The sequence below is a fragment of the Mesorhizobium sp. P2_A12 genome, assembly GCF_056405075.1.
On record NZ_JBFUCU010000014.1, the window covers coordinates 1 to 23,204 of the forward strand.

At 61.8% G+C, this 23,204-nt stretch carries 22 protein-coding genes; 16 read left to right on the forward strand and 6 right to left on the reverse strand.

Annotated features, from left to right (window positions below):
* From AC1DZU_RS25550 to AC1DZU_RS25560, 3 genes are all read right to left on the reverse strand, one after another.
* Nucleotides 1-838, reverse strand: an 838-nt coding sequence (locus AC1DZU_RS25550) for an adenylate/guanylate cyclase domain-containing protein (RefSeq protein ID WP_477289477.1), incomplete at its 3' end; no start/stop codon positions are given.
* Nucleotides 839-1,229: 391 nt separating this feature from the next.
* A complete protein-coding gene (locus tag AC1DZU_RS25555; RefSeq protein WP_477289479.1) occupies nucleotides 1,230-1,661 on the reverse strand; it encodes an XRE family transcriptional regulator in 432 nt (143 codons plus the stop codon).
* Nucleotides 1,662-2,528: 867 nt separating this feature from the next.
* On the reverse strand, nucleotides 2,529-3,626 hold the full coding sequence (locus AC1DZU_RS25560) for a GlxA family transcriptional regulator (protein WP_477289481.1): 1,098 nt from the start codon (nucleotides 3,624-3,626) through the stop codon (nucleotides 2,529-2,531).
* Nucleotides 3,627-3,710: 84 nt separating this feature from the next.
* Between AC1DZU_RS25560 and AC1DZU_RS25565 the strand changes: the two genes are divergently transcribed.
* The 11 genes from AC1DZU_RS25565 to AC1DZU_RS25615 all read left to right on the forward strand — a co-directional run bounded on the left by AC1DZU_RS25565 (nucleotide 3,711) and on the right by AC1DZU_RS25615 (nucleotide 16,663).
* Nucleotides 3,711-4,397, forward strand: a complete 687-nt coding sequence (locus tag AC1DZU_RS25565) for a GntR family transcriptional regulator (protein WP_477289483.1) — start codon at nucleotides 3,711-3,713, stop codon at nucleotides 4,395-4,397.
* A 418-nt stretch (nucleotides 4,398-4,815) separates the two neighbouring features.
* Nucleotides 4,816-5,727: a dihydrodipicolinate synthase family protein gene (locus tag AC1DZU_RS25570; RefSeq protein ID WP_477289485.1), complete on the forward strand. Its 912-nt coding sequence runs from the start codon at nucleotides 4,816-4,818 to the stop codon at nucleotides 5,725-5,727.
* Nucleotides 5,720-7,237 (forward strand): aldehyde dehydrogenase, encoded by a 1,518-nt coding sequence (locus AC1DZU_RS25575; RefSeq protein WP_477289487.1) that lies wholly within the window; start codon nucleotides 5,720-5,722, stop codon nucleotides 7,235-7,237. Before AC1DZU_RS25570 ends, AC1DZU_RS25575 begins: the two co-directional genes overlap by 8 nt.
* On the forward strand, nucleotides 7,234-8,565 hold the full coding sequence (locus AC1DZU_RS25580; RefSeq protein ID WP_477289488.1) for an NAD(P)/FAD-dependent oxidoreductase: 1,332 nt from the start codon (nucleotides 7,234-7,236) through the stop codon (nucleotides 8,563-8,565). The genes AC1DZU_RS25575 and AC1DZU_RS25580 overlap by 4 nt, the downstream gene beginning before the upstream one ends.
* An 80-nt stretch (nucleotides 8,566-8,645) precedes the next feature.
* On the forward strand, nucleotides 8,646-9,497 hold the full coding sequence (locus tag AC1DZU_RS25585; protein WP_477289490.1) for a glycine betaine ABC transporter substrate-binding protein: 852 nt from the start codon (nucleotides 8,646-8,648) through the stop codon (nucleotides 9,495-9,497).
* 90 nt (nucleotides 9,498-9,587) lie between these two features.
* A complete protein-coding gene (locus tag AC1DZU_RS25590) occupies nucleotides 9,588-10,667 on the forward strand; it encodes a quaternary amine ABC transporter ATP-binding protein (RefSeq protein ID WP_477289492.1) in 1,080 nt (359 codons plus the stop codon).
* Nucleotides 10,668-10,683: 16 nt separating this feature from the next.
* Entirely contained in the window at nucleotides 10,684-11,529 is an 846-nt protein-coding gene (locus AC1DZU_RS25595; protein ID WP_477289494.1) for an ABC transporter permease, read from the forward strand.
* Nucleotides 11,529-12,389, forward strand: coding sequence for an ABC transporter permease (locus AC1DZU_RS25600; RefSeq protein ID WP_477289496.1), 861 nt, complete (start codon nucleotides 11,529-11,531; stop codon nucleotides 12,387-12,389). The genes AC1DZU_RS25595 and AC1DZU_RS25600 overlap by 1 nt, the downstream gene beginning before the upstream one ends.
* Before the next feature lie 17 nt (nucleotides 12,390-12,406).
* Nucleotides 12,407-13,405 carry a 4-hydroxyproline epimerase gene (locus AC1DZU_RS25605; RefSeq protein WP_477289498.1) on the forward strand — a complete coding sequence of 333 codons (999 nt, stop codon included), beginning with the start codon at nucleotides 12,407-12,409 and terminating at the stop codon, nucleotides 13,403-13,405.
* Between the two features lie 541 nt (nucleotides 13,406-13,946).
* On the forward strand, nucleotides 13,947-15,362 hold the full coding sequence (locus AC1DZU_RS25610) for an ATP-binding protein (RefSeq protein WP_095090872.1): 1,416 nt from the start codon (nucleotides 13,947-13,949) through the stop codon (nucleotides 15,360-15,362).
* 278 nt (nucleotides 15,363-15,640) lie between these two features.
* Entirely contained in the window at nucleotides 15,641-16,663 is a 1,023-nt protein-coding gene (locus AC1DZU_RS25615; protein WP_477289500.1) for a glycosyltransferase family 4 protein, read from the forward strand.
* A gap of 145 nt (nucleotides 16,664-16,808) precedes the next feature.
* Here AC1DZU_RS25615 and AC1DZU_RS25620 read toward each other — a convergent pair whose 3' ends face one another.
* The 3 genes from AC1DZU_RS25620 to AC1DZU_RS25630 all read right to left on the reverse strand — a co-directional run bounded on the left by AC1DZU_RS25620 (nucleotide 16,809) and on the right by AC1DZU_RS25630 (nucleotide 18,335).
* A complete protein-coding gene (locus AC1DZU_RS25620) occupies nucleotides 16,809-17,168 on the reverse strand; it encodes a tRNA-binding protein (protein WP_477289502.1) in 360 nt (119 codons plus the stop codon).
* A 39-nt stretch (nucleotides 17,169-17,207) separates the two neighbouring features.
* Complete coding sequence (locus AC1DZU_RS25625) at nucleotides 17,208-17,708, reverse strand: type III secretion system chaperone family protein (RefSeq protein WP_006202532.1); 501 nt, start codon at nucleotides 17,706-17,708, stop codon at nucleotides 17,208-17,210.
* Nucleotides 17,709-18,032: 324 nt separating this feature from the next.
* On the reverse strand, nucleotides 18,033-18,335 hold the full coding sequence (locus tag AC1DZU_RS25630; RefSeq protein WP_184874869.1) for an accessory factor UbiK family protein: 303 nt from the start codon (nucleotides 18,333-18,335) through the stop codon (nucleotides 18,033-18,035).
* A 167-nt stretch (nucleotides 18,336-18,502) separates the two neighbouring features.
* Between AC1DZU_RS25630 and lgt the strand changes: the two genes are divergently transcribed.
* The 5 genes from lgt (at nucleotide 18,503) to AC1DZU_RS25655 (ending at nucleotide 23,187) form a co-directional block, all read left to right on the forward strand.
* Nucleotides 18,503-19,357, forward strand: a complete 855-nt coding sequence (lgt, locus tag AC1DZU_RS25635) for a prolipoprotein diacylglyceryl transferase (protein WP_095090868.1) — start codon at nucleotides 18,503-18,505, stop codon at nucleotides 19,355-19,357.
* Nucleotides 19,354-20,442 carry a class I SAM-dependent methyltransferase gene (locus tag AC1DZU_RS25640; protein ID WP_477289505.1) on the forward strand — a complete coding sequence of 363 codons (1,089 nt, stop codon included), beginning with the start codon at nucleotides 19,354-19,356 and terminating at the stop codon, nucleotides 20,440-20,442. The genes lgt and AC1DZU_RS25640 overlap by 4 nt, the downstream gene beginning before the upstream one ends.
* A 132-nt stretch (nucleotides 20,443-20,574) precedes the next feature.
* Nucleotides 20,575-21,369: a peptidoglycan editing factor PgeF gene (gene pgeF, locus AC1DZU_RS25645; RefSeq protein ID WP_477289506.1), complete on the forward strand. Its 795-nt coding sequence runs from the start codon at nucleotides 20,575-20,577 to the stop codon at nucleotides 21,367-21,369.
* Entirely contained in the window at nucleotides 21,369-22,520 is a 1,152-nt protein-coding gene (locus AC1DZU_RS25650; protein WP_477289507.1) for a M24 family metallopeptidase, read from the forward strand. The genes pgeF and AC1DZU_RS25650 overlap by 1 nt, the downstream gene beginning before the upstream one ends.
* A 43-nt stretch (nucleotides 22,521-22,563) precedes the next feature.
* Nucleotides 22,564-23,187 carry a hypothetical protein gene (locus AC1DZU_RS25655; protein WP_477289508.1) on the forward strand — a complete coding sequence of 208 codons (624 nt, stop codon included), beginning with the start codon at nucleotides 22,564-22,566 and terminating at the stop codon, nucleotides 23,185-23,187.
* Nucleotides 23,188-23,204: the final 17 nt, after the last annotated feature.

The following is a 23,204-nucleotide window of genomic DNA, read 5'->3' on the forward strand; positions in this document are numbered from 1 at the left end:
GCGGCGTGGGCGCCGTCCCATGCAGCGCCTCGAACCGGCTTTCGACAGCGCTCTCACGAAACACTTGATAGGGATGGATCGGCTCCGGAAAGCCTTTCACCTCGACGGCGCCAAGATCGCGATATTCGAAAAGATTGCCGACCAGCTGCCGTGTCTGCGGCCCGATCACGACTGCGCCGGGTTCGGCAAGAGCTTGCAGGCGGGCGGCGAGGTTCGGCGTCTCGCCCACGACGCCGCGCTCTTGACCTTCGCCGGCGGTGATCAGATCGCCAACGACGACCTGTCCGGTGCCGATGCCGATACGAACCCGCAATGGCTCGGGCCCTGGGAGTCGCCTAACGGCATCGACGAGAGCAAGGCCAGCGCGCACCGCCTGCTCGGCGGCGTTCTCGTGCGCCTGCGGGTAGCCGAAATACACCAAAACTCCGTCGCCCATATACTTGGCGACAAAGCCGCCCAAGTGGGCGACCGTATCGGCGACACAGCGGTGATACGCTCCGATGATCTCACGCAGGTCCTCGGGATCCAGACGCGTCGCCAGCGCCGTCGAGCCGACGAGATCCACGAACATGACGGTCAGCTGTCGACGCTCCGCGCTTAGCTCCCGGGTGCGGCTCTGAGCCGCGAAGTCGTCGGTGTTCGCGTCGGGATGGCTTGACGACGGCCCGGGCCCCACTACCGCCTTGCGGAATCGCTTGCGATGACCGAGGAGCATACCGAGCTTCTCGAGGTCGGCATCGGTCAGTTCCGGCAGGACTTCCGCGTCGATCGCGTTGTCGCGAAATGCCTGCTCGTATTGCTGGAGACCGAGGCCTCGCAACCAAGCGGCAACGTCCACACAGCCCTCCCAAGGCTGAATTCGGGTCCCTCAGCCACAATATTAACCCAGATGCCAGGGAAATGATGTAGTCAGGTTACCGCAGCGGTGACAGCTTCTGGCAGCAAAGCGGACGATACGCTCCTAGTGATCAATCGTCCGCATCGGGTCAGATCGCCTCGTCCGACGACCGCGACTGAACGATCCACAAAGGGTCGAACTCGATCGGTCACAGTGATCGGGTTTCGCCCGTGGCACCTGTGATCATTGGCACCACGGTTCGCATTTGTTCGCATGCGATAGCCACGGACACGTATCCCCCTCTCCCGAAGCATCAACCAACCGTGTGGGAGCGACCGTCAGTGGGCGAGGTTCGACCGTTGCGACCATTGGGTTACTCACACGGCAGCTGTCATTGACCCGGGTAAGATCCGATCTTTCCGAATATCGCGCGCAAGATCTTTGCCCGCTTCGCGGTTATGGGAGGATCAGTGTTGTCGGACGCTTTGCGAAGCACTTCGATCCAAGACACCTCGTTCTCACTCACTACAGTTCCTAAAATCTGCTTGATCGCGACCAACGCGCTGCTCTCAAAGTATTGCTCGAGGGCCAGGAGGAAAAGTCTCGCAGGGTCGCACTCCAGCGCTTTCGCGAGACCGGGAACGCGGTCGAACGGAATCTTAATAGTGCCCGATTTCATCATTGAGAGGACGTTAACATTGGTGAACCCAGCTTGGACCGCGATGTCTTTCTGGCTCTTCCTCCCTTTTAGATGATCTATGCGACCATCTATGAATTTCGCAATTTCCGTATTCGAATTTGGACGACCCGATTTGTTATTCATACTCATCTCGCTTCTCAAAGTTATAATTTATTTATAGCGAGACGCTGACGGGATATATGTAAAGTATATCTATCCGATAATGGAACCCACCTTACTGTGCGGATAGTTCAATCCTAACCAACCTGCAGCAGTTATCCTGGCTGGTGGATTGTTACGCTAAGTACAATGGCCTTAGCGATCTCGCATTGGGGCTGGTGATGCCTCGGATAAATCACCTGACCGGCACTTCCCATCTCGACAAACAATCGGAAGACCTCCTCAGACCGGATATGGTCGAAGGTTTCCACTGTGTCATCGGCAAGGAATGGAATTGAGGGTATGCAAACTTGTGGTACCCGGCAAATCGCAGGACTAGGTAGAACTGGAACCGGGCGCCATTTGACAGCGCGTTGGAGACATTCGACTGCCCGTCGGCTAGAAAGCGCGCGACAGCGCGTCGTGATTGCCGCGGACCTTGAAAACCCTGATGCCAGGCCGATCTGCAATGCCAGAAAGCGCGCCGTCGTCATCAACGTCCATCGCCGTCATAAAGATCGCCAGCGCTGACAAGCGCATCGAGCACTCTTCAAGGCAGGTATCGACTATTGAGACAAACGCTCTGCTGCTGGCGTCTCCGACCAATTCGGCAAAAAATCGAAGTTTCGCGTCGCCACGAACGCAGCGGCGAGCCGGGATGAATATCGGCCGTGTGTATAAATCGACAAGCCGTTATTTGATGGCCTCTTATCTCGTAGGAGTGTGCATTTCGTTTGGCGCCAAAGCGGCCATGTTTGAACGACCGAAATTGGCCGGAAGCGGCATGTCGGGTTTCGGGCGTCTCGAGCAGAAATCGGACGTTGGCGCAGCTCAATCCGGCACGAACTCACGTCACGCATTGGTAGAGCCGCCTGAGGATCGGGTTGGATGCCTGAGGTGGGTAGGTGTCATACCGGTATGCTGACGGAATACCCGGCTGAAATGCCCGGCATTTTCGAAACCGCATCGGTACGCGATTTCCCCTATCTGCAAGTCGCTGTCCTCCAGCAGCGACTTCGCATAATGCACGCGCAGCGCGAGATACGCCGCCATCGGACTGACGCCCAATTCAGTCCCGAAAAGACGCTTAAGCTGGCGCCTGGAACAATTCAACCGGCCTGCGATCTCGGTGATCGAGACTTTCTCCTGGAGATTGCTTTCCATCAACAGCAGGGCCCGCTTCACCGCGCGGCTCGACGCTTCGGGAAACAGATCCCCGACGGGCTGCACGTCCCTGATGTTTCGAATGCGATCAAGGACAAGGATCTTGGCGGCTTTTTCCGCTGCTTTCTGACCGATGAATTGCGACACGAAATAGCCGGCAAGGTCAGCCGCGCCCGTGCCTCCGGCGCAAGTCGAGCGGCCACGGTCGACGGAAAACAGACTGTCGGCATGCGCGTTCACGTCAGGGAACTCAGTCCGAAAATCCTTGATGTGGAACCAGCTGACGGCGGCGCTATAGCCATCCAGCAAGCCGTAACGGGCAAGCACGAAACTTCCCGTGCAAAGCGCGGTAAGAGGCACTCCCTTCTCGGCGGCCCGCAAAAGGAATGCCTCTTTCTCTGAACTGAGGGCACGGTTGGTGTCGAGCAAGCCGCCGACCACGACGACGTTGTCAAAGTCCTCCGGATTGCCGATCTCCTTCGTCGGAAGCAATTCGACGCCGCAGCTCGCCCTGATCGGCAGGCCGCGTTCGCCAACGATCTGCCAGTCGAATTCGACCCTGCGGCTCCGGTCGCCCTCATCGCCAGCCAGGCGCAGCGTGTCAATGAAGAGCGAGAGCGGCGACAGAGTGAAATCGCGAACCAGGAGAAACGCAAAGCTCTTAGCCATTTTCCCGGGCTGTCCTTGGGCATTGCTCGATCGACAGTGGGACGAATTCGTCTGTCTCCCTCCTGACGGTCGAGCCACCGATGATCGGTCTATATATTGTGTACCAAGAAAATACAATCCGTTGACTCGCATACCAGCGCGTGCGATTCTTCCTGCTGTACAAGATGTCACTGACTATCAGAATCATTCCGAAGGTGCGCAATGAAGGGCAGCAAGGGCAGTCTCTACGACGATCTGAAGCGTCGCATCCTGACTATGGAACTTGATCCCGACGAGGATCTGGATGAGGTGGCGCTAAGCGAGCGCTACGGCCTGTCGCGGACCCCGGTCAGGGAAATCTTCCGCAGATTGGAGGGCGAAGGATACATCGAAATTCGCGCGAACAGGGGAGCCCGGGTTGTCCCGATGAACCATTCGACACTTCGGCATTTTTTCTTAGTCGCGCCCATGATCTACGCCGCCATCGGCCGATTGGCCGTCCAGAATTTCAAGCCCTCGCAGCTTTCGGATCTGAAGGACACACAGGAGCGTTTCCGCAAGGCAAGTATGTCCAGCGACGCCCTTTCCATGGTGCTCGAGAACAACAGATTTCACGAGATCATCGGCGAGATGTCCGGCAATGCCTATCTTCAGCCAAGTCTCGGCAGGCTGCTGATAGATCACGCCCGTATCGGTCACACCTTCTTCCGCCCGCGCAACGCTGACATGCGCAAGCGGCTCCAGATAGCAGTCGAACACCATGACGGCTTCATCTCTGCTATCGGCGCTCACGAAGAGGACGCCGTTGTCGACCTTGTGTTCGAGCACTGGGAACTGTCGCGCGAAAACATGGAGATGTTTATCGCGCCCCAAGGATTAAAGGCGGATGCCCTCGTTGGCGATTCTTGACCGCATCGCGGTAAGCGACCGGGCGAAAATCAGGATTAGCACCTAACCTCCGAGGTTGGGATCACACCCCTTTTTGCTCAAATCCCCTAAGAGGCCCGTCCAAGACGGGCTCGAAAAGCGCCGTGTACTTGGGCCGTCTGCCCATCAATCGGATAGTCGCGGACATACTCAGCCGAACCCAAGCGGTCCCTCGCTCGCCTTCGCGAACAGGCGGTGTGTTATCAAAATATAAAAATTGTGTACGCAGATAATACAATCCATTGACTCCCTCGCGACCGTGTGCAATTTTCCAAGCCATCAAATGCGATCGACGGGTTCGGGGCACTGAGAATTCTCGCGTGAGAAGTTCGCAGACGGCCTCGCGCGTCTTGAAAGGCGCATTCGTTCGCAACGGCCACTCCATCGACGGAGGAATGACTTGAAATTCGAGGGTATCTACACACCCGCGGTGACGCCGCTTGAGCCCGATGGGCAAATTGATCGCTCCGGCTTCGGGGCAGTCCTTGAGTCACTCATCGAAGCCGGGGTGCACGGTATCATCGTCGGCGGTTCGACGGGCGAATACTACGCGCAGAGCGCCCAGGAGCGCTTCGATCTCGCCGCCTATGCCAAGGAAGTGATTGGCACCCGGCTTCCGCTCATCATTGGAACGGGCGCTACCAGGACCGAAGACTCGGTCGAATATGCCAAGGCGGCAAAGGAGATCGGCGCTGACGCTATCCTCGTGTCGTCGCCTCCATACGCTCTGCCGACCGAACGTGAGAATGCGGTTCACGCCCTCACAGTCGACCGTGCGGCGAACCTTCCGATCATGCTCTACAACTATCCGGCCCGCATGGGCGTGACGATGCGAGAGGACTATTTCTCCCGCGTCGGCAAATCCCGCAACGTCGTCGCCATCAAGGAGAGCTCCGGGGAGATGGGCAACGTCCATCTGCTGGCGCGGAAGTTCCCCAATATCGCGCTCTCCTGCGGCTGGGACGACCAAGCTCTCGAATTCTTTGCATGGGGTGCCAGGAGCTGGGTCTGCGCCGGCTCCAATTTTCTGCCGCGCGAGCATGTCGCTCTCTACGAAGCCTGCGTCCTCGAAAGGAATTTCGACAAGGGCCGCGCCATCATGACGGCGATGCTGCCGCTCATGGATTTCCTCGAATGCGGGAAGTTCGTGCAGTCGATCAAGCATGGCTGTGAGCTGATCGGCCTCAAGGCCGGCCCTGTGCGGGCGCCGCTGCGCCCTCTCAACTCGGAAGAAAAGCGGGGTCTCCAGACCGTCGTCGCCACCTTGAAGCGCACGGTCGCCCAGATCACGTCGGGAGCAAACCATGCATGAACCTTTGACCGCCGCCGAATACAAGGCGATTGCCGCAGGCCTTCAATTTCCAACCAATGCCTTCATTGACGGGGCGTTCCGTCCGGCGAATTCGGGCAAGACATTCAAGACGACCAACCCAGCGACGGGCGAGACGCTTGCCGAGATCGCGGCGTGCGATGCTGCCGATGTTGATTTCGCCGTGGCCAAGGCCAGGCAAGCCTTCGACGACGGACGCTGGCATCTCCGCTCGCCCGGCGAGCGCAAGGCCGTGCTGATCAAGTTCGCCAAGCTCATGGAGGACAACCGCCACGAGCTTGCGGTCATGGAGAGCCTCGACAGCGGCAAGCCGGTCCGCGAATGCCAGACCGTGGATGTTCCAGATACGATCCATACCATCCGTTGGCATGCCGAACTGATCGACAAGCTCTATGACAACGTCGCTCCCGCGGGTTCGAACGCGCTGACCATGGTCGTGCGCGAGCCGGTCGGCGTCGTCGGCTGCGTCCTGCCGTGGAATTTTCCGCTGCTGATGCTGGCCTGGAAAATCGGTCCGGCGCTTGCCGCGGGATGCTCGGTGATTGTGAAACCCGCCCAAGAGACGACGCTGACCACGCTCCGTGTCGCCGAGCTGGCACATGATGCAGGTATTCCGGCGGGCGTCTTCAATGTTGTAACGGGCGGCGGCAAGGAGGTCGGCGAACCGATCGGCATGCACATGGACGTCGACATGGTGGCATTCACCGGATCGACGCCGACAGGTCGCCGTTTCCTGCACTACGCAGCGGACTCCAATCTCAAGCGCGTCGTCCTCGAATGCGGGGGCAAGAACCCGGCGGTGGTTCTGGAGGATGCCGAAGATCTCGACCTCGTCGCCGAACAGGTGGTCAACGGCGCGTTCTGGAACATGGGCGAGAACTGCTCGGCAACGTCACGGCTCATCGTCCACGCCAGCATCAAGGACGAGTTGCTGCAGCGGATCGGCGCCTACATGCGCGAATGGAAGACGGGCGATCCGCTCGATCCGGAAAATCGCATCGGCGCGCTCGTCAGCAAGTCCCATTTCGAGAAGGTGAAATCCTTCCTCGCCGACGCGAAGGGCGAAAAGCTCGCCATCGCCCATGGCGGGGCCACGCACAAGGGCATCTATATCGAGCCGACCGTCGTCGACGGAGTTACGCCCGCAAGCCGCCTGTTTCGGGAGGAGATTTTCGGACCGATCCTTTCGGTCACGACGTTCAATTCGCTTGCCGAAGCCGTGGCGCTCGCCAATGACACGAAATATGGCCTGACCGCGTCCGTCTACACCGGCAGCCTGCGCAAGGCGATCAAGCTTGCGCGCGAAATCCGGGCCGGCGTCGTCACCGTGAATTGCTTTGGCGAGGGCGACGCGACGACGCCGTTCGGCGGCTACAAGGAGTCCGGCTTCGGCGGCCGCGACAAGTCGGTCTTCGCGCATGACAACTACTGCGAATTGAAGACGGTCTGGATCGACGTCTCGGATCGTTCGGTCGACGAGACCGTCAGATGAACGAAATCGTCGTCAAGCGGCTTCCGGCGGAATCCGGAACCTCGGGCTGGGAGGCGCTCAGCAGACGCTGCTTCCCCGTCCGGACGCTCGACGGCGATGTGTCCGCCGACTGGCTGATCATCGGTGCAGGCTTCGCCGGCCTCTCCACGGCGCGGCGGCTGTCTCAGCTGCGGCCCGGCGACAGGATAGTCCTTCTGGATGCGGGAGAGATCGCCAAGGGCACCGCGGGCCGGAACTCCGGCTACATGATCGACGTCCCGCACAATATCTCGTCGGGCGAGTATTCCGTCGCCGACGAGGCCGCGACAAAGAGGGAGATCGCCCAGAACCGTTTTGCGATCTCCTTCGCCGCCGACGCTGCGGCCGAGTACGACATGTCGGTGTGGACCTTCGATCCGTCGGGCAAGATCAATGCTGCCGCGACGGAGCGCGGGATAAAACTCAACGCAAATTATGGCCGCTCGCTCGCTAGCATCGGCGAGGAGCACCGCTTTGTGGATGCGGCTGAGATGAGGGAGATCACCGGATCGTCCTACTATCTGGGAGGTCTCTACACGCCAGGCGCGGTGATGATCCAGCCCGCCGACTACATTCGCGGCTTTGCCGCCGGGCTGGCATCGAAGGTCGACATATTCGAGCACTCGCCGGTGCTCAGACTTGAGCGTGTCGGCGGGGCGTGGAAGGCCATATCGCATCGAGGCAGCATCACCGCGCCGAAAGCCATCCTCGGCGTCAACGGCCACATCGAGGACTTCGGTCATTTCCGCGGCCGCTTGATGCACATCTTCACTTACGCATCGATGACCGCGCCCTTCACCGAAAGATCGACGGGCAAGGACAGGTGGGCGTTGCTTCCGGCCGATCCAATGGGCGCGACCGTCAGGAAGATTAGCTCCGATGGAAGCTCGCGGATCGTGATCCGGACCCGGTTCACTTACGACTGGGCCGTCCAGGTCGGTGAGAAGCGCCTGGCCGGGATCGCCGCCGAGCAGCGGACTTCGCTGGACGCCAGGTTTCCCGCCCTCAGGGACGTGGCGTTCGAGCACGTCTGGGCCGGACGGCTTTGCCTCAGCCGCAACCATGTGCCCGCCTTCGGCGAAATCGAAAAGGGCCTCTACTCGGCGTGCTGCGAGAACGGCCTCGGGACCGTGAAAAGCACGCTCGCGGGCGTCATGGCTGCCGATCTGGCGACAGATACCCGCTCGGACATGCTCGACGAATTCTCGGATCAGCCGGAACCCGCGAGGCTCCCCCCGGAGCCGCTCGCATGGCTCGGCGTCAACACCGTGATCCGATTGCAGGAATTGCGTGCAGGCCGCGAGGGATGAGCCCTCGCCGCGCAATATGAGGACTGAGCCCGACTGCAAAGTCTTCAAATGAGAATGGGAACAACAATAAGGAGAGTAGAATGAAGACGTTGTGGAAAGCGGTCTGCGCTGCCGCGATGGTCGGTATGACCATGCTGTCCGCTCAGGCGGAGGAGAAGACCATTACCGTGGGCACGATGTCCTGGGAGGACCTCACCCCCATCACCGGCATTACCAAGAAGGTGCTCGAAGATTCCGGCTACACCGTGAAGGTGGTGGACTTTTCCGAGTGGGGCATTGCCTACGCCGCGCTGACCAAGGGCGACATCCAGATCCTTGCCTCGCAGACGGACTACGTCGCCCAGGACTACTGGGACAAGAACAAGAAGAAGCTGGAGAAGATCTCGCCGGTTTCGCATGGCCTGTTCCAGGGCGTCGCGGTGCCGAAATACGTGACCATCGACTCCATGGACCAGCTGAACGACAACGCCGACAAGTTCGGCGGCAAGATCGTCGGCATCGAGCCTGGTTCGGGTCTCATGCGCGATACGGCAAACTCGGTGAAGGCATACGACCTGAAACTGCAGCTCGTTGAGGGCAGCACCGCAGCCATGACCGCCGCGCTCAAGTCGGCCGTCGACCGCAAGGAATGGATCGCCGTCACCATCTGGGAGCCCTCCTGGATGATGCAGAAATATGACGTCAAGTTCCTCAAGGACCCGAAGGCGATCTTCCCGCCGCCGCAGAGCTATTACTGGATCGGCAAGAAGGGCTTCTCCGCTGACAATCCGCATGCACGCGAAGTGATCGCCAGCGTCTATGTGCCGCTTGCCGACATCACTGCGATCAACTCCGCCGTCAACGAGGGCAAGACCATGGACGAGGCCATCAAGGCCTGGACCGACAGCCATGCCGACCTCCTGAAGCGCTGGGAGAACATCAAGACCCAGTAGTCGTCGAAACGGCGGGTCGCCGACATCGGCGGCCCGTCCCGGAGCAACGAAAACATAAGGCCGCCGCCAAACCGGCCCGTGGGGAACGCGATGAACACTGCGATGAACGACTCCAGCGAAGTGCTGGTCGACTGCCAGTCGGTATGGAAGATCTTCGGCGCGCGCGCCCAGGCGGCGGTCAAGGCCATCTCCGAACATGGACTGTCCAAGAAACAGGTACTGCAGGACTTCGACTGCGTGGTCGGCGTCTCCGACGCCAGCCTGCAGGTCCGCCGCGGCGAGATCTTCTGCATCATGGGGCTGTCGGGGAGCGGCAAGTCGACGCTGATCCGCCTCCTCAACCGCCTGATCGAACCAAGCCTGGGCAAGATCACGGTAAAAGGAAAGGAGATCGCGAAGCTCAATCCGGCGGAGCTGCGCGAAATGCGCTCCCGCAACATCGGCATGGTGTTTCAAAGCGTGGCGCTTCTCCCCAACCGGACGGTTCTCGAGAACGCCGGCTTCGGTCTCGAGGTACGCGGCGTCGCGAAAGACGACCGCAACAGGACCGCCCGCGCGGCCCTCGAAAAAGTTGGACTTGGCGACTGGACCTCGCGCTATCCGAAAGAACTGTCCGGCGGCATGCAGCAGCGTGTCGGTCTCGCCCGGGCGTTGGCGGCAGACCCGGAGATCATCCTCATGGACGAGCCGTTCAGCGCCCTCGATCCGCTCATCCGGCGCCAGTTGCAGGACGAATTCCGACAGCTGACGAAGTCGCTGGGCAAGTCCGCCGTTTTCATCACCCATGATCTTGAGGAAGCCATCCGCATCGGCGACCGCATCGCCATCATGAAGGACGGTGTCATTGTCCAGGTCGGAACGGCGGAGGAGATCGTAACCAGGCCCGCCGACGACTACGTCTCAGATTTCGTAGCGGGAATATCCAGGATCCACCTGGTCAAGGCACACTCCGTCATGCGACCCGTGGCAGAGTTCAAGAGCTCGCAGCCGCAGTGTGATGTGAACGCGCTTCTTCGCACCTCGCCAGAGGCCGATATCGCCGCGCTCATCGATCTCACCATGCAGTCCGATCGCGACGCGATATCGGTCGTCGAGAACGGAGCCGTCATCGGTGTCGTGACCATTCGTGGCTTGCTCCGGGGCGTCGCCGGCACGCCAACCGCCGCCTAGGCTCGGGAGAAGCGAAATGGACATCTCGACCATCACGGATACTTTTGACAGCTGGACGGACAATGCACTTGGCTGGATCAGCGACAACGGCGAGTGGCTGTTTGACTCTGTCAGGGCCGTGCTCGAAGGCACCTATGACGGCGTCCTCTGGCTTCTTCAGCTCGCACCGTTTTACGTGATCGCGATCATTGCAGCCCTGCTTGGATGGCGCTTGATCAACGCCTTCGCGGGCATCCTGGCGGGGCTTGCTATGATCTTCTGCGCGGTCATGGGGCTTTGGAGCGAAACCATGAGCACATTGGCCCTGGTGATCACTGCCACGATCCTCGCTCTTCTTTTCGGCATCCCCATTGGAATCGTGGCTGGCTTCGTCAGGGCGTTTGACCGCTTTCTCGAGCCGATACTCGACCTGATCCAGACCATGCCGCCCTACATCTATCTTCTTCCGGCGATCGCGCTGCTCGGCTACGGGGCTGCGACAGCACTCGTCGCAACCTTCATCGTCGCGATGCCTCCCGCCATCCGGCTCACCTCTCTGGGCATCAGGATGACGCCGCACGAATTCATAGAGCTTGGCCAGGCAAGCGGCCTGACACCCTGGCAGATGTTTATCAAGATCAGGCTCCCTTTCGCCATCCCAAGCATCATGGCCGGGATCAACCAATGCCTGATGATGGCATTCGGCATGGTTGTCATTGCAGGTATCGTCGGGTCTGGCGGCCTGGGAGAGACGATCTATTCGGCGGTGCGCACGCTCGACATCGCCACGTCGATCAACGCCGCTATCGCGATCGTCATCCTGACCATGGTGCTCGACAGGCTCACGCAGAGCGTGGCGCGCCGCGCCAAGGGAGACGCATGATGAATCCTGATCTGCTCCAGTTTTCGCCGGGCGCTTACCTCGCCCCTGCCGTTGATTGGCTGAACAAGAACTTCCATCCGTTCTTCGACGCCGTGACCAAGCTGATCGAGGCGGTGCTGGGCGCCATCGAAACCGCCCTGCTTTACCCGCCGCCCTACGCGACGATCGTCGTGGCTGTCCTTCTCGCTGCGTTCTTCGTCGGCGTCAGAGTCTCGGTGGTGACGGCCATCGCGCTCACGTTCTGCCTGCTCGCGGGTTTCTGGACCGCGTCGATGCAGACGCTGGCGCTGGTGACGGTGGCGGTGATCATTTCCGTGGCGGTCGCCTTCCCGCTTGGCGTTCTAGCATCACGCTACCGCAAGTTCGAGGCCGCGATCCGACCCGTTCTGGACATCATGCAGACAGTGCCGCCATGGGTCTATCTCATTCCCGCCGTGATGATCTTCAGCCTCGGCCGCGTTCCGGCGATCATCGCCACGATCGTCTACGGCATACCGCCGATGCTGCGCCTGACAACGCTCGCCTTCAACCAGGTGCCGAAAGACCTGCTGGAGCTCGGGCAGGCCACCGGCGCCTCGCCGCGGTCGATCCTGTTCAAGATCGAGATTCCCTCGGCCACCCCGACACTCCTGGTCGGTCTGAACCAGTGCATCCTGCTGTCGCTTGCCATGGTCGTCCTGGCCGGGCTCGTCGGGGCTGGAGGTCTCGGAGCCGAGGTGACGCGGGGATTGACGCGGATGGAAATGGGCCTCGGTCTCAGGGCTGGACTGTCGATCGTCGCCGTTGCCATCCTCCTCGACAGAGTCTCCAGGGGCGTGCTGCAGCACAGCCAGGCGCCAGGCGCGGCGAAGCCCGCCTGAACCGCAAAGGAAATACCATGCGCCGCAGTTTCTTCTGCATTGATTCCCACACCTGCGGCAACCCGGTGCGCCTGGTCGCCGGAGGCGGTCCCCTGCTACCTCATATCCCGATCGCCGAGCGACGTGATCTCTTCGTACGCAATCATGACTGGATCCGGCAGGCGCTGATGTTCGAGCCGCGCGGGCACGACATCATGTCGGGCGCGATCATCTATCCGGCATACCGTGAGGACTGTGATCTCGCGGTAATCTTCATCGAAGTCAGCGGTTGTCTGCCGATGTGCGGCGCCGGCACGATGGGCCTCGTGACTGCGGCGATCGAGGAAGGCCTGGTAACGCCTCGGATTCCCGGCAGGCTGTCGATCGAAACTCCGGCTGGCAGGGTTGATATCGAATACGAAAAGCCCGGCGAGTTCGTGGACTCCGTGCGGATGTTCAACGTTGCCAGCTATCTGCATGCCGCGGACGTCGCCGTCGATGTACCCGATCTCGGCCGGCTCGTCGTCGACATCGCCTATGGCGGCAACTATTACGCCGTCGTCGAGCCGCAGGAGTCATGGCCGGGCCTCGACGGCATGTCGGCAAGCGACATCGTCGACCTCAGCCGCGATCTGCGCGAAGCGCTCAAACCTGTCTGCGATCCAGTCCATCCCGAAGACGAAAGGATACGCGGCGTGGACCAAGCCATCTGGTGCGACGGGCCCTCAAGCAGCAACGCCGACGGCCGCGGAGCGGTGTTTTACGGCGACAAGGCGATCGACCGATCGCCGGGCGGCACCGGGACGTCGGCCCGCATGGCGCAACTCGACGGTAAGGGACGACTGAAGGTCGGCGACAGCTTCCGCCAGGAAAGCCTGATCGGCACGGTGTTCGAGGGCCGTGTCGAGGCCGAGACCGACGTAGGGCTTTTCAAAGGCATCAAGCCCAGTGTCGGCGGCTGGGCGCGGATCATCGGCCACAATACGATCTTCGTCGACGACCGCGATCCGTTGGCTCACGGTTTCCAAATCCAGTAACGGGACCGGAAGTTGAAAAACTAGTCCCCGCGCTTGCGCTTTCTTATGGCCAACCTAATCTGCCTCGAGTCAACGACCGGGGTGGCCCAATCCTAAGTCCGCTTTCGGGCGGAGCCAAACTGCACCGCAATGGCCGACATGCGGCGCAAAGCGGCCAATCACCTAGTCTGCTTTCGCTCGTAGCTGGCTCTCGCTCGCCGATCGCACTCTATGATCGTCCGCGTCTCAGATCCGCGCTTGCACGCACGTGCTGTCGAAAGGAAACCGTCCCGAAATGCGCCTCAGTCCTTTGAGTTCGAGGTAATGGCCTATATGAGCTTCGGCATCCAAAATTTCTTCGGCAAATGGGCCGCAGAGTGCTCTCCACGGGAGACCAACAAGTTTGACAATTTGGGAATAAAACCAATGTTATCAATGACAAAGAACCCGCGATTTGACAACCTAACCACTTGAATTACCACGGCTGTTCCAGAACGGCTCAGCGTGGAATAGAATGCCGCCTGCGGCCGGTCGAACGGTTGCGGGCAAACGAAAAGAGCGAATGGCAACCACGGAACTGCAACAGCCGGGCAATAACGGCTTGAGCGCACGCGCCGCGCGCACGCTCAAGGCGGTGCCGCGTGCCTGGAACCGGTTCTGGCGCCTCGTTTCGCTGTATATGCCGAAGCGGCTCTATGCCCGCTCGCTGATCATCGTCATCGCGCCGATGATCCTGCTGCAATCGGTCGTCGCCTTCGTCTTCATGGAACGCCATTGGGCAACCGTGACGCAGCGTCTGTCGCAGGCCACCGTACGCGACATCGCCGCCATCATCGACATGATCGAAACCTATCCGCACGACGCCGACTACGCCAACATCATCCGGATCGCCCAGGACCGCATGCAGTTGAAGGTCGACCTCTTGCCGCCCGACCCGCTGCCCGCACCCGGGCCCAAGCCCTTCTTCTCGATCCTCGACGATGTTCTTTCGGCCGAAATCACCCGCCAGATCAACCGCCCGTTCTGGATCGACACGGTCGGCAATTCCAACATCGTCGAGGTGCGCGTCCAGCTTGAGGGCAAGGTGCTGCGCGTCTTCGTGCGCCGCAGCCAGGCCTATGCCTCGAACACCCACATCTTCTTGATCTGGATGGTCGGCACCTCGCTGGTGCTGTTGATGATCGCCATCCCCTTCCTGCGCAACCAGATCCGGCCCATCCTGACGCTCGCCGAGGCGGCCGAAAGCTTCGGCAAGGGCCGGCCGATGCCGCGCGATTTCCGGCCGCGCGGCGCCGAGGAGGTTCGCCGCGCCGGCTTTGCCTTCATCCAGATGCGCGAGCGCATCGAACGCCAAATCGAGCAACGCACCGCCATGCTGACCGGGGTCAGCCATGACCTGCGAACCATTCTCACCCGCTTCAAGCTGCAACTGGCGCTGGCCGGCGGCAAGGCCGAGACCAAGGCGGCGCTCGACCAGGACATCGACGATATGCAGTCGATGCTCGAAGGCTACCTCGCCTTTGCCCGTGGCGAGGCTTCCGAGGATGCCGGGCGGTTCGATCTCGAGGCCTATTTCCAGAAGCTTGACGAGGAAGCCGGATTGCGCAAGCGCAAGCTGTCGACGACGCTTGTTGGCGACCGTGATGTGCATGTGCGGCCGAACGCCTTTGCCCGGCTGCTGTCCAACGTCATCGGCAACGCCTTCCGCTATGCCAGGACGGTGGAGGTCAACGCCAACCATGGCCGCGGCTCGCTGCTGGTCACCATCGACGACGATGGCCCTGGTATCCCGCTCGACAGGCGCGAAGACGTCTTCAAGCCCTTCGTGCGGCTCGACGAAGCTCGCAACCTCGATGCCAGCGGCACGGGGCTCGGCCTGTCGATTGCCCGCGATATCGCACGCAGCCATGGCGGCGACATCACTCTCGACGACAGCCCGCTCGGCGGCCTGCGCGCCGTCATCAAGGTTCCGGCCTGATCAGAGCATGATTCCGAAAAGTGGAAACCGGTTTTCTCAGACAAACGGAAACTGTTTATCGAGATATCATGCTTAGCTCAACGACTGCTTCATCCGCCCGTCATGAAACCATGGTGAAGAGCGCGCATGAAGCGTGCGACCTCAATTGATTCGGCCTTGCCGCCTCACTTCGATCCCGTGCCCGCCCGGGTGCGCTGGAGCGAAGCGAGAGCCGAAGGCTGGTCGCCGTTCCGGCATCGTCTCAAGGCAACCGTCGACCTTTCGAGCAAAGGGCCGCCATGCGCATATTGATGGTCACCGACGCCTGGCGCCCACAGGTCAATGGCGTCGTCCACACGCTGGAACGGCTGACCGAGACGCTGAAATCCTTCGATGTCGCGGTGGATTTCCTGACACCCAACATCTTTCGCACGCTGCCCTTGCCGACCTACCCCGACATCCGGCTGGCGCTGACCACGCCCGGCCATGTTGCGCGCCTGATCGAAGCCGGCAAGGCGGACCACATCCACATCGTCACCGAGGGACCGCTTGGCATCATGGCGCGGCGCTATTGCCGCAATGCCGGCCGGCCGTTCACCACCAGCTATCACACCCGCTTTCCCGAATATCTGAGCGCCCGCCTGCCGGTGCCTGAAAGCTGGGCCTATCGCTGGCTGCGCGATTTCCACAATTCCGGCCAGGGCACGCTGGTCGCCACGCAGTCGCTCGCCGACGATCTAGCCTCGCGTGGCTTCAACAAGCTGCGCCCCTGGACACGTGGCGTCGACACCGACCATTTCCGGCCGGACAAGAAGAAGGATCTCGGCTTTCCCGGTCCGATCTTCCTCTGCGTCGGCCGCGTCGCCATCGAAAAGAACCTCTCGGCCTTTCTCGACCTCGATCTTCCCGGCAGCAAGGTGATCGTCGGCGAGGGTCCGGAACTGGCCAAGCTGAAGGCGAAATACCCGCAAGCGCATTTCCTCGGCCATCGTCCCAATGACGAACTGGCAGAGATCTACGCCTCGGCCGACGTCTTCGTCTTCCCCAGCCGCACCGACACGTTCGGCAATGTCATCATCGAGGCGCTGGCCAGCGGCACTCCTGTCGCCGCCTATCCGGTGACCGGTCCGATCGACATCGTCGGCGACGGTTTTGGCGGCGCGGTGTCGACCGACCTGCGCGAGGCAGCGCTCGCCGCCCTCAACGTCGACCGCGCCCAGGCGCGCGAACGCGCCATGCGCTACAGCTGGAAAGCCTGCGCCGAACTGTTTCTCGACACGGTCGAGGAAGCGCTGGGCATGCCGCGGAAACTGGCTGCCTGAGAAGTATCGTGGCCTCAGGATGTGTCGAGATTCAGATCAGGCCAAGCTGAGAATGGCGGGCTCCGAGACCCGTTTGGGTGCGTGAGCACCGGAAGCGCTGGAGACCGCCGTTCGCAAGCCGGCCTCACCTGAATATCAGCACGTCCTAAAAGAGCCGCCCGCCATCCGGCACCCTGCGCTCGATCGCGCCGAGCACCACGGCACCCTCCTCGTCGGGAAAGCCGAGCGTCAGCACTTCCGACATGAACGGGCCGATCTGGCGTGGCGGGAAATTGACCACCGCGAACACCTGCCGGCCGATCAGCGTCTCTGGCGTATAGTATTTGGTGATCTGGGCCGAGGATTTCTTGATGCCGATGTCGGCGCCGAAATCGATCTTCAGCTTGAATGCCGGCTTGCGCGCTTCGGGAAACGGCTCGGCCTCGACGATCGTGCCGGCGCGGACGTCGACACGATCGAAGTCGGCAAAACTGATCTCGGACTTGCGCTCGCTGCTCGAACTCATCTCTGTCTTGTCTGCGTTGCCGTCGCTCTAGAGCATGATCTAAGCGTTGCCGTAGGTCTCGAACAGCACGCCGGCCAGCGCGTCCTTGGCCGAGGTTCCCGACCAGACGACGAACTGGAAGGCCTGGAAATAGCATTCGCAGGCTTCCAGCGCCGAAGACAGCAGCACTTCGACCTGCTGGCTCGACGGCTCGACACCGCCGGCCAGGAGCAGCGACTGGCGGAACATGATCGCGCCTTCCTGCTCCCAGAGGTCGAAATGGCCGAACAGCATCTGTTCGTTGATGAGCGACAGCAGCCGCATCACTTCCAGTGCACGGGCCTCCGGCACCTTGATGTCGAAGGCGCAGGCCAGGTGCAGCGCCTCGAAATCCTCCATCCACGAGAAGGAGACGTGATAGTCGGTCCAGCTGCCGGCAACCGAGATCGAAATCTCGTCATCGCCGGCCCGCTCAAAGGACCAGTCGTTGTTGTGGGCCACCTGCTCGATAACATCCACCGGATGGATTTCGCGGGAGAATTCGAGTTCGAGAAGTTCCATGGAATGCTTCCTGTCGTTCTGAGGAGCGCCGCCACACGCTCCGCGGGAGGGCACACACAACGAACAATCTTGTCTAGAACTCGGACGGCCAGGACTTCTCGACGCAAAGACCCCCAGACCGGACCCCACCGCCCGGCCACATGACCCTGCTCCGAATCATGCAACAAATTCAGTCTATTGATCGGGAGTCGCGTGAACAGCCCAATTTTTCGCACTGCGTCATTCGCATGTGGAAAGCCGCTGTCACAAAGATTCATGCAACGCCGTTAAGCGATTCACGGCAAAGCGCTTTTCAGGATCGGGCTATGTGGAAAAGTTTAATGATTATTTTTTTGCGCGGGGCTTTGCCGCCGCCGCTGGTGCGGCCTGTCCGGACAATTCGGCAAGCTTCGCCTCGAGCGCCTCGATACGCTCGGCAAGGCGGGTGTTTTCTTCCCGCGCCTTGGCCGCCATCTCGCGCGCCGCTTCGAACTCTTCGCGCTGCACCACGTCCATGGTGTTGAGGATGCGCTCGGCCTGACCCTTGAAGGCGGTCTCGACCTCACGGCGCACGCCTTGGGCGGCCCCAGCGGCATCGGTCATCAGCTTGGCGAATTCATCGAGAATGCGATTCGGTCCGGTCGACATGGCAAATCCTCGCTTACCGTTATTTGAGTTAGTAGCGCTGCACTTGGAATGCAAGCATGTTGCGCCCTGCTGCGGCATCAAGTCGGACACGTCCGCCTTGCCTTGACCCTGCCAAAACCCTGCCGCATGGTCCGCGCCCAAACGCGATCGCAACCGAGAGTTCCCCGTTGAACGATTATTTCCTGCTGCCGCTGGCCTCCCTGCCCTTCCCCAACATCAACCCGATCCTCATCCAGATCGGGCCGCTGGCGGTGCATTGGTACGGCGTCGGCTACATCGTCGGCATCCTGTTCGCCTGGTGGTACGCCAAGCGCCTCGCCGCCAATGCGAGGCTGTGGCCGAACGGCGTCCTGCCGATGAAACCGGAGGATCTCGACGACTTCATTGTCTGGGCGGCCATCGGTGTCGTGCTGGGCGGCCGCACCGGCTACGTGCTGTTCTACGACCTGCCGCGCTACATCGCCCATCCGCTCGACATCTTCGCAGTCTGGCAGGGCGGCATGTCGTTCCATGGCGGCCTGCTCGGCGTCATCCTCGCCATGACGCTGTTTTCCATCAAGCGCGGCATCCGCACATGGTCGCTGTTCGACGTGGTGGCGGCCGGCGTGCCGGTTGGCCTTGGCCTGGTGCGCGTCGCCAATTTCATCAATTCCGAGCTGTGGGGGCGCCCCACCGACGTGCCGTGGGCGATCGAGTTCCCCAATGGCGGGCCGTTTGCCCGCCATCCGAGCCAGCTCTATGAGGCCTTGCTGGAGGGCGTGGTGCTGTTCCTCGTCCTGCGCATCCTCACCCATTCGCGTCTCAAGCTGAAGACGCCGCGCTTCGTCGGCGGCGCCTTCATCTGCGGCTACGGCCTGTCGCGCATCTTCGTCGAGTTCTTCCGCGAGCCGGACCAGCAGCTCGGCTATCTCCTCGGCACCAACTGGCTGACCATGGGCATGATCCTGTCGTCGCCGATGGTGCTGGTCGGGATCTGGGCGATGGTGACCGCCAAGCCGGTGCCACAACCGCAGCCGGCATGACACGGCTGAAGACCCGCATCGTCGGCCTGATCGAGGCGTTGGGGCCGCTTCCCGTCAACGAATATATGGCGCTGTGCCTGTTCGACCCCGTGGACGGCTACTACACGACGCGCGAACCCTTTGGCGCGGCCGGCGACTTCATCACCGCGCCCGAGATCAGCCAGATGTTCGGCGAACTCGTCGCCATCTGGCTCTACCAGGCCTGGCTGGCGAGCGGCCGGCTGCTGCCGGCCACCGTCGCTGAGATCGGTCCTGGCCGCGGCACGCTGATGAAGGACATGCTGCGCACGCTGTCGCGGCTTGATCCTGATCTGGCCAATGGCGCCGCCTTCGCCATGATCGAGACCAGCCCACGCCTGACCGAAGTCCAGAAACAGACGCTCGGCACCAAGCCCTTCGCGATCGATTGGCACGAAACCATCGACACGCTGCCGCAACAGCCGCTGTTCATCGTCGGCAACGAATTGTTCGATGCCGTGCCCATCCGCCAGTTCGTCCGCGCCGGCGCCGGCTGGCGCGAACGCGTGGTCGGTCTGGACGAGACCAGTGAGCTGCGCTTCTTCGCCGGCGCCGGCTCGGTCGACCCGACGCTGCTGCCTGACGACGCCACCGACGCGCCGCAAGGCGCGATCGTCGAAGTCGCGCCGGCACGGGCGGCCCTGATGGCGGCCATTGCCGAACGCATATCCAGGCATGGCGGCGCCGGCCTGTTCATCGACTATGGCCACCTCAGGCCAGGTGTCGGCGATACCCTGCAGGCTCTGCGCAGGCACGATCACGAAGATGTGCTGGCCAATCCCGGCGAGGCTGACCTGACGACCCATGTCGATTTCGCCGCTCTTGCCGCAACCGTCCGCGCGCATGGGCTCGACGCCCATCTGTCGACGCAAGGCGGCTTCCTGCTCGGCATGGGCATTCTCGAGCGTGCCGGCCGGCTCGGCGCCGATGCCGACCAGACGGCGCGCGACAAGATCGCCGACGACGTCGAACGCCTCGCCGGCGCGCAAGCCATGGGCGAGCTGTTCAAGGTGCTTGCCGTGCTGCCGCGCGACATGGCCGTCCGGCCCTTTGCCACGGCGGATTGACTTTTCACTGCCGCCTCTCCCAATCTCCCGTCCGGCAAGCTGCGTTCGGACCGCCAGCCGAACTCTGCCCCGCCTTCTTGTCGAAAAGCACTTCTTCTTGACGAAACCGCCCACACGGACAACAACGCCCGCATGCTGAATCAGACCAAACCGGATCCCGTTCGGTCGCCCCTGCTGGACAAGGCGCAGGCGCAAGGCATCCGCCACGGCTATTTCACCCGCGTCGGCGGTGTTTCCAGCGGCATCTACCAGGGCCTCAACATCGGCACTGGATCGAATGACGACCAGGCGCTGGTCGCCGAGAACCGCAGCCGTGTCGCCGCCTGGATGGGCGTGCCGGCGAGCCATTTGCTGACCGCCTGGCAGGTGCATTCGCCCGATGTCATCATCGTGCGCGAGCCCTTTGCCGGCGAGCGGCCCAAGGCCGACGCCATCGTCACCGACCGGCCGGGCATCGCCATCGGTGCCTCGACCGCCGATTGCGGCCCAGTGCTGTTCGCCGATGCGCAGGCGCGCATCATTGGCGCCGCGCATGCCGGCTGGAAAGGCGCCTTCACCGGCGTGCTCGAAAACACCATCCTTGCCATGGAAAACCTCGGCGCCAGCCGCGAAAACATCGTCGCCGTGCTTGGCCCTTCGATCGGCCCCGAAAACTATGAGGTCGGGCCGGAATTCGTCGCCCGTTTCGTAGAGGCCGACGCTGAAAACATCCGCTATTTCGCGTCCTCCGCCAACGCCGGCCATGCGATGTTCGACCTCAATCGCTATACAGTCGACCGGCTGGCGAAGGCCGGCGTGACGGCCGAGGGCCTCGGCCGCTGCACTTATGCCGAGGAAGATCTGTTTTACTCCTACCGGCGCACCACGCACCGCAAGGAGCCCGATTACGGCCGGCAGGTTTCGGCAATCGTTTTGGAGAAGCAATAATGGCGCTGCATTTTGAACGTTCGGAATTTGACGCGCGGCGCGACCGGCTGATGATCGAGTTGGCCGAGAAGAAGCTCGACGCCATCCTGCTGTTCGCCCAGGAAAGCATGTACTGGCTGACCGGCTACGACACGTTTGGCTTCTGCTTCTTCCAGTGCCTGGTGGTGAAGGCCGACGGTTCGATGGTGCTGTTGACCCGCTCGGCCGACCTGCGCCAGGCGCGCCAGACCTCGATCATCGACAACATCGTCCTGTGGACCGATCGCAATGGGGCCAATCCGGCGGTCGACCTGCGCAATCTGCTCAACGAACTCGACCTGCTCGGCGCCCGCATCGGCGTCGAATACGACACCCACGGGCTGACCGCCTACAATGGCCGGCGGCTGGACGAACAGCTGCAGACCTTTGGCCAGATCGCCGACGCGTCCGGCATCGTCGGGCGGCTGCGCCTGTTCAAGAGCCCGGCCGAAATCGCCAAGGCCGAGAAGGCCGCCAACCTTTCCGACGACGCGCTCGACGCGGCCTTGCCGCTGATCAAGCAGGGCGGCGACGAAGCACTGATCCTGGCGGCCATGCAGGGCGCGATCTTTGCCGGTGGCGGCGACTATCCGGCCAACGAATTCATCATCGGCTCCGGCGTCGATGCGCTGCTGTGCCGCTACAAGTCCGGCCGCCGCAAGCTCACCAAGAACGACCAGCTGACGCTCGAATGGGCTGGCGTCTTCAATCACTACCATGCGCCGATGATGCGCACGGTGCTCACCGGCAAGGTCTCGAAGCGCCATCAGGAGCTGTTCGACGCCGCCCGCGCGGCACTTCTGGCCGTCGAGAAGGCGATGGCGCCGGGCAACAGCTTCGGCGACGTCTTCGATGCCCATGCCCGCACCATGGAGGCGCACGGCCTGACCAAGCACCGGCTGAACGCTTGCGGCTATTCGGTCGGCGCCCGCTTCACGCCGTCCTGGATGGACATGCCGATGTTCTACCAGGGCAACCCCGAGCCGGTTGCGCCGAACATGACGCTGTTCGCCCACATGATCATCATGGATTCCGACACCGAGACCGCGATGACGCTTGGCCGCACATATCTGACCACCGAATCCCAGCCGAAGCCGCTGTCCCGCCATGATCTCGACTTGATCGTACAGTGAATCCACAATGGGAGGCGTTCTTCGCCAAGGAGTTAGAAGGCAAATGAGACGATCGCATGTGACGACCGTGTCATTGCTTGTGGCATTGGCTCTTGCCGCCTGCACCAACGCAAAGGACGTCCTCGAACCCTCCGCCATCACCCCGCCGGGGACCTCGACGCCGTCGACGCCAAGCACCCAGGGCAGCGCCGTCCCCGCCCCGTCGCCCGCCGACCCCGCCATTGCGGGCAATCCCTCAACCACCGCGCCGATCTCGCCAGCCCAAAGCGCTGCCATCCTGTCGAAGACCCGCCTGCAGATCGCGCCGATCGTCGGTGCTTCAGTGGAGGCCGCCACGCCGCTGACCGCGGAATTGCAGACACGCGCCAGGCAACGTGGCATCACGCTTGCCGGCAGCACCGACCAGACCGCGACCCATGTGCTCAAGGGTTATTTCTCGGCGATATCGGAAGGCAAGGACACCACCGTCATCTATGTCTGGGACGTCTACGACCCGGCCGGCAACCGGCTGCACCGCATCAACGGCCAGCAGAAGTCGGCTTCGGTCAATTCCGGCAACAGTGGGGGCGGCGACAGCTGGAAAGGGGTCTCACCGGCGACAATGCAGGCAATCGCCGACCAGACCATCGACCAGTTCGCCGCCTGGCTTGGCGGCAAGGCGGGCTGAGGTGTTGCCCGCTGGCG

Excerpts from the sequence above, each read along its gene's own strand:
- AC1DZU_RS25555 (WP_477289479.1), bottom strand. The coding sequence starts at position 1,661 with ATGAATAACAAATCGGGTCGTCCAAATTCGAATACGGAAATTGCGAAA.
- AC1DZU_RS25565 (WP_477289483.1), top strand. The coding sequence starts at position 3,711 with ATGAAGGGCAGCAAGGGCAGTCTCTACGACGATCTGAAGCGTCGCATC.
- AC1DZU_RS25575 (WP_477289487.1), top strand. The coding sequence starts at position 5,720 with ATGCATGAACCTTTGACCGCCGCCGAATACAAGGCGATTGCCGCAGGC.
- AC1DZU_RS25580 (WP_477289488.1), top strand. The coding sequence starts at position 7,234 with ATGAACGAAATCGTCGTCAAGCGGCTTCCGGCGGAATCCGGAACCTCG.
- AC1DZU_RS25585 (WP_477289490.1), top strand. The coding sequence starts at position 8,646 with ATGAAGACGTTGTGGAAAGCGGTCTGCGCTGCCGCGATGGTCGGTATG.
- AC1DZU_RS25590 (WP_477289492.1), top strand. The coding sequence starts at position 9,588 with ATGAACACTGCGATGAACGACTCCAGCGAAGTGCTGGTCGACTGCCAG.
- AC1DZU_RS25595 (WP_477289494.1), top strand. The coding sequence starts at position 10,684 with ATGGACATCTCGACCATCACGGATACTTTTGACAGCTGGACGGACAAT.
- AC1DZU_RS25600 (WP_477289496.1), top strand. The coding sequence starts at position 11,529 with ATGAATCCTGATCTGCTCCAGTTTTCGCCGGGCGCTTACCTCGCCCCT.
- AC1DZU_RS25605 (WP_477289498.1), top strand. The coding sequence starts at position 12,407 with ATGCGCCGCAGTTTCTTCTGCATTGATTCCCACACCTGCGGCAACCCG.
- AC1DZU_RS25610 (WP_095090872.1), top strand. The coding sequence starts at position 13,947 with ATGGCAACCACGGAACTGCAACAGCCGGGCAATAACGGCTTGAGCGCA.
- AC1DZU_RS25615 (WP_477289500.1), top strand. The coding sequence starts at position 15,641 with ATGCGCATATTGATGGTCACCGACGCCTGGCGCCCACAGGTCAATGGC.
- AC1DZU_RS25620 (WP_477289502.1), bottom strand. The coding sequence starts at position 17,168 with ATGAGTTCGAGCAGCGAGCGCAAGTCCGAGATCAGTTTTGCCGACTTC.
- AC1DZU_RS25625 (WP_006202532.1), bottom strand. The coding sequence starts at position 17,708 with ATGGAACTTCTCGAACTCGAATTCTCCCGCGAAATCCATCCGGTGGAT.
- AC1DZU_RS25630 (WP_184874869.1), bottom strand. The coding sequence starts at position 18,335 with ATGTCGACCGGACCGAATCGCATTCTCGATGAATTCGCCAAGCTGATG.
- AC1DZU_RS25640 (WP_477289505.1), top strand. The coding sequence starts at position 19,354 with ATGACACGGCTGAAGACCCGCATCGTCGGCCTGATCGAGGCGTTGGGG.
- pgeF (WP_477289506.1), top strand. The coding sequence starts at position 20,575 with ATGCTGAATCAGACCAAACCGGATCCCGTTCGGTCGCCCCTGCTGGAC.
- AC1DZU_RS25650 (WP_477289507.1), top strand. The coding sequence starts at position 21,369 with ATGGCGCTGCATTTTGAACGTTCGGAATTTGACGCGCGGCGCGACCGG.
- AC1DZU_RS25655 (WP_477289508.1), top strand. The coding sequence starts at position 22,564 with ATGAGACGATCGCATGTGACGACCGTGTCATTGCTTGTGGCATTGGCT.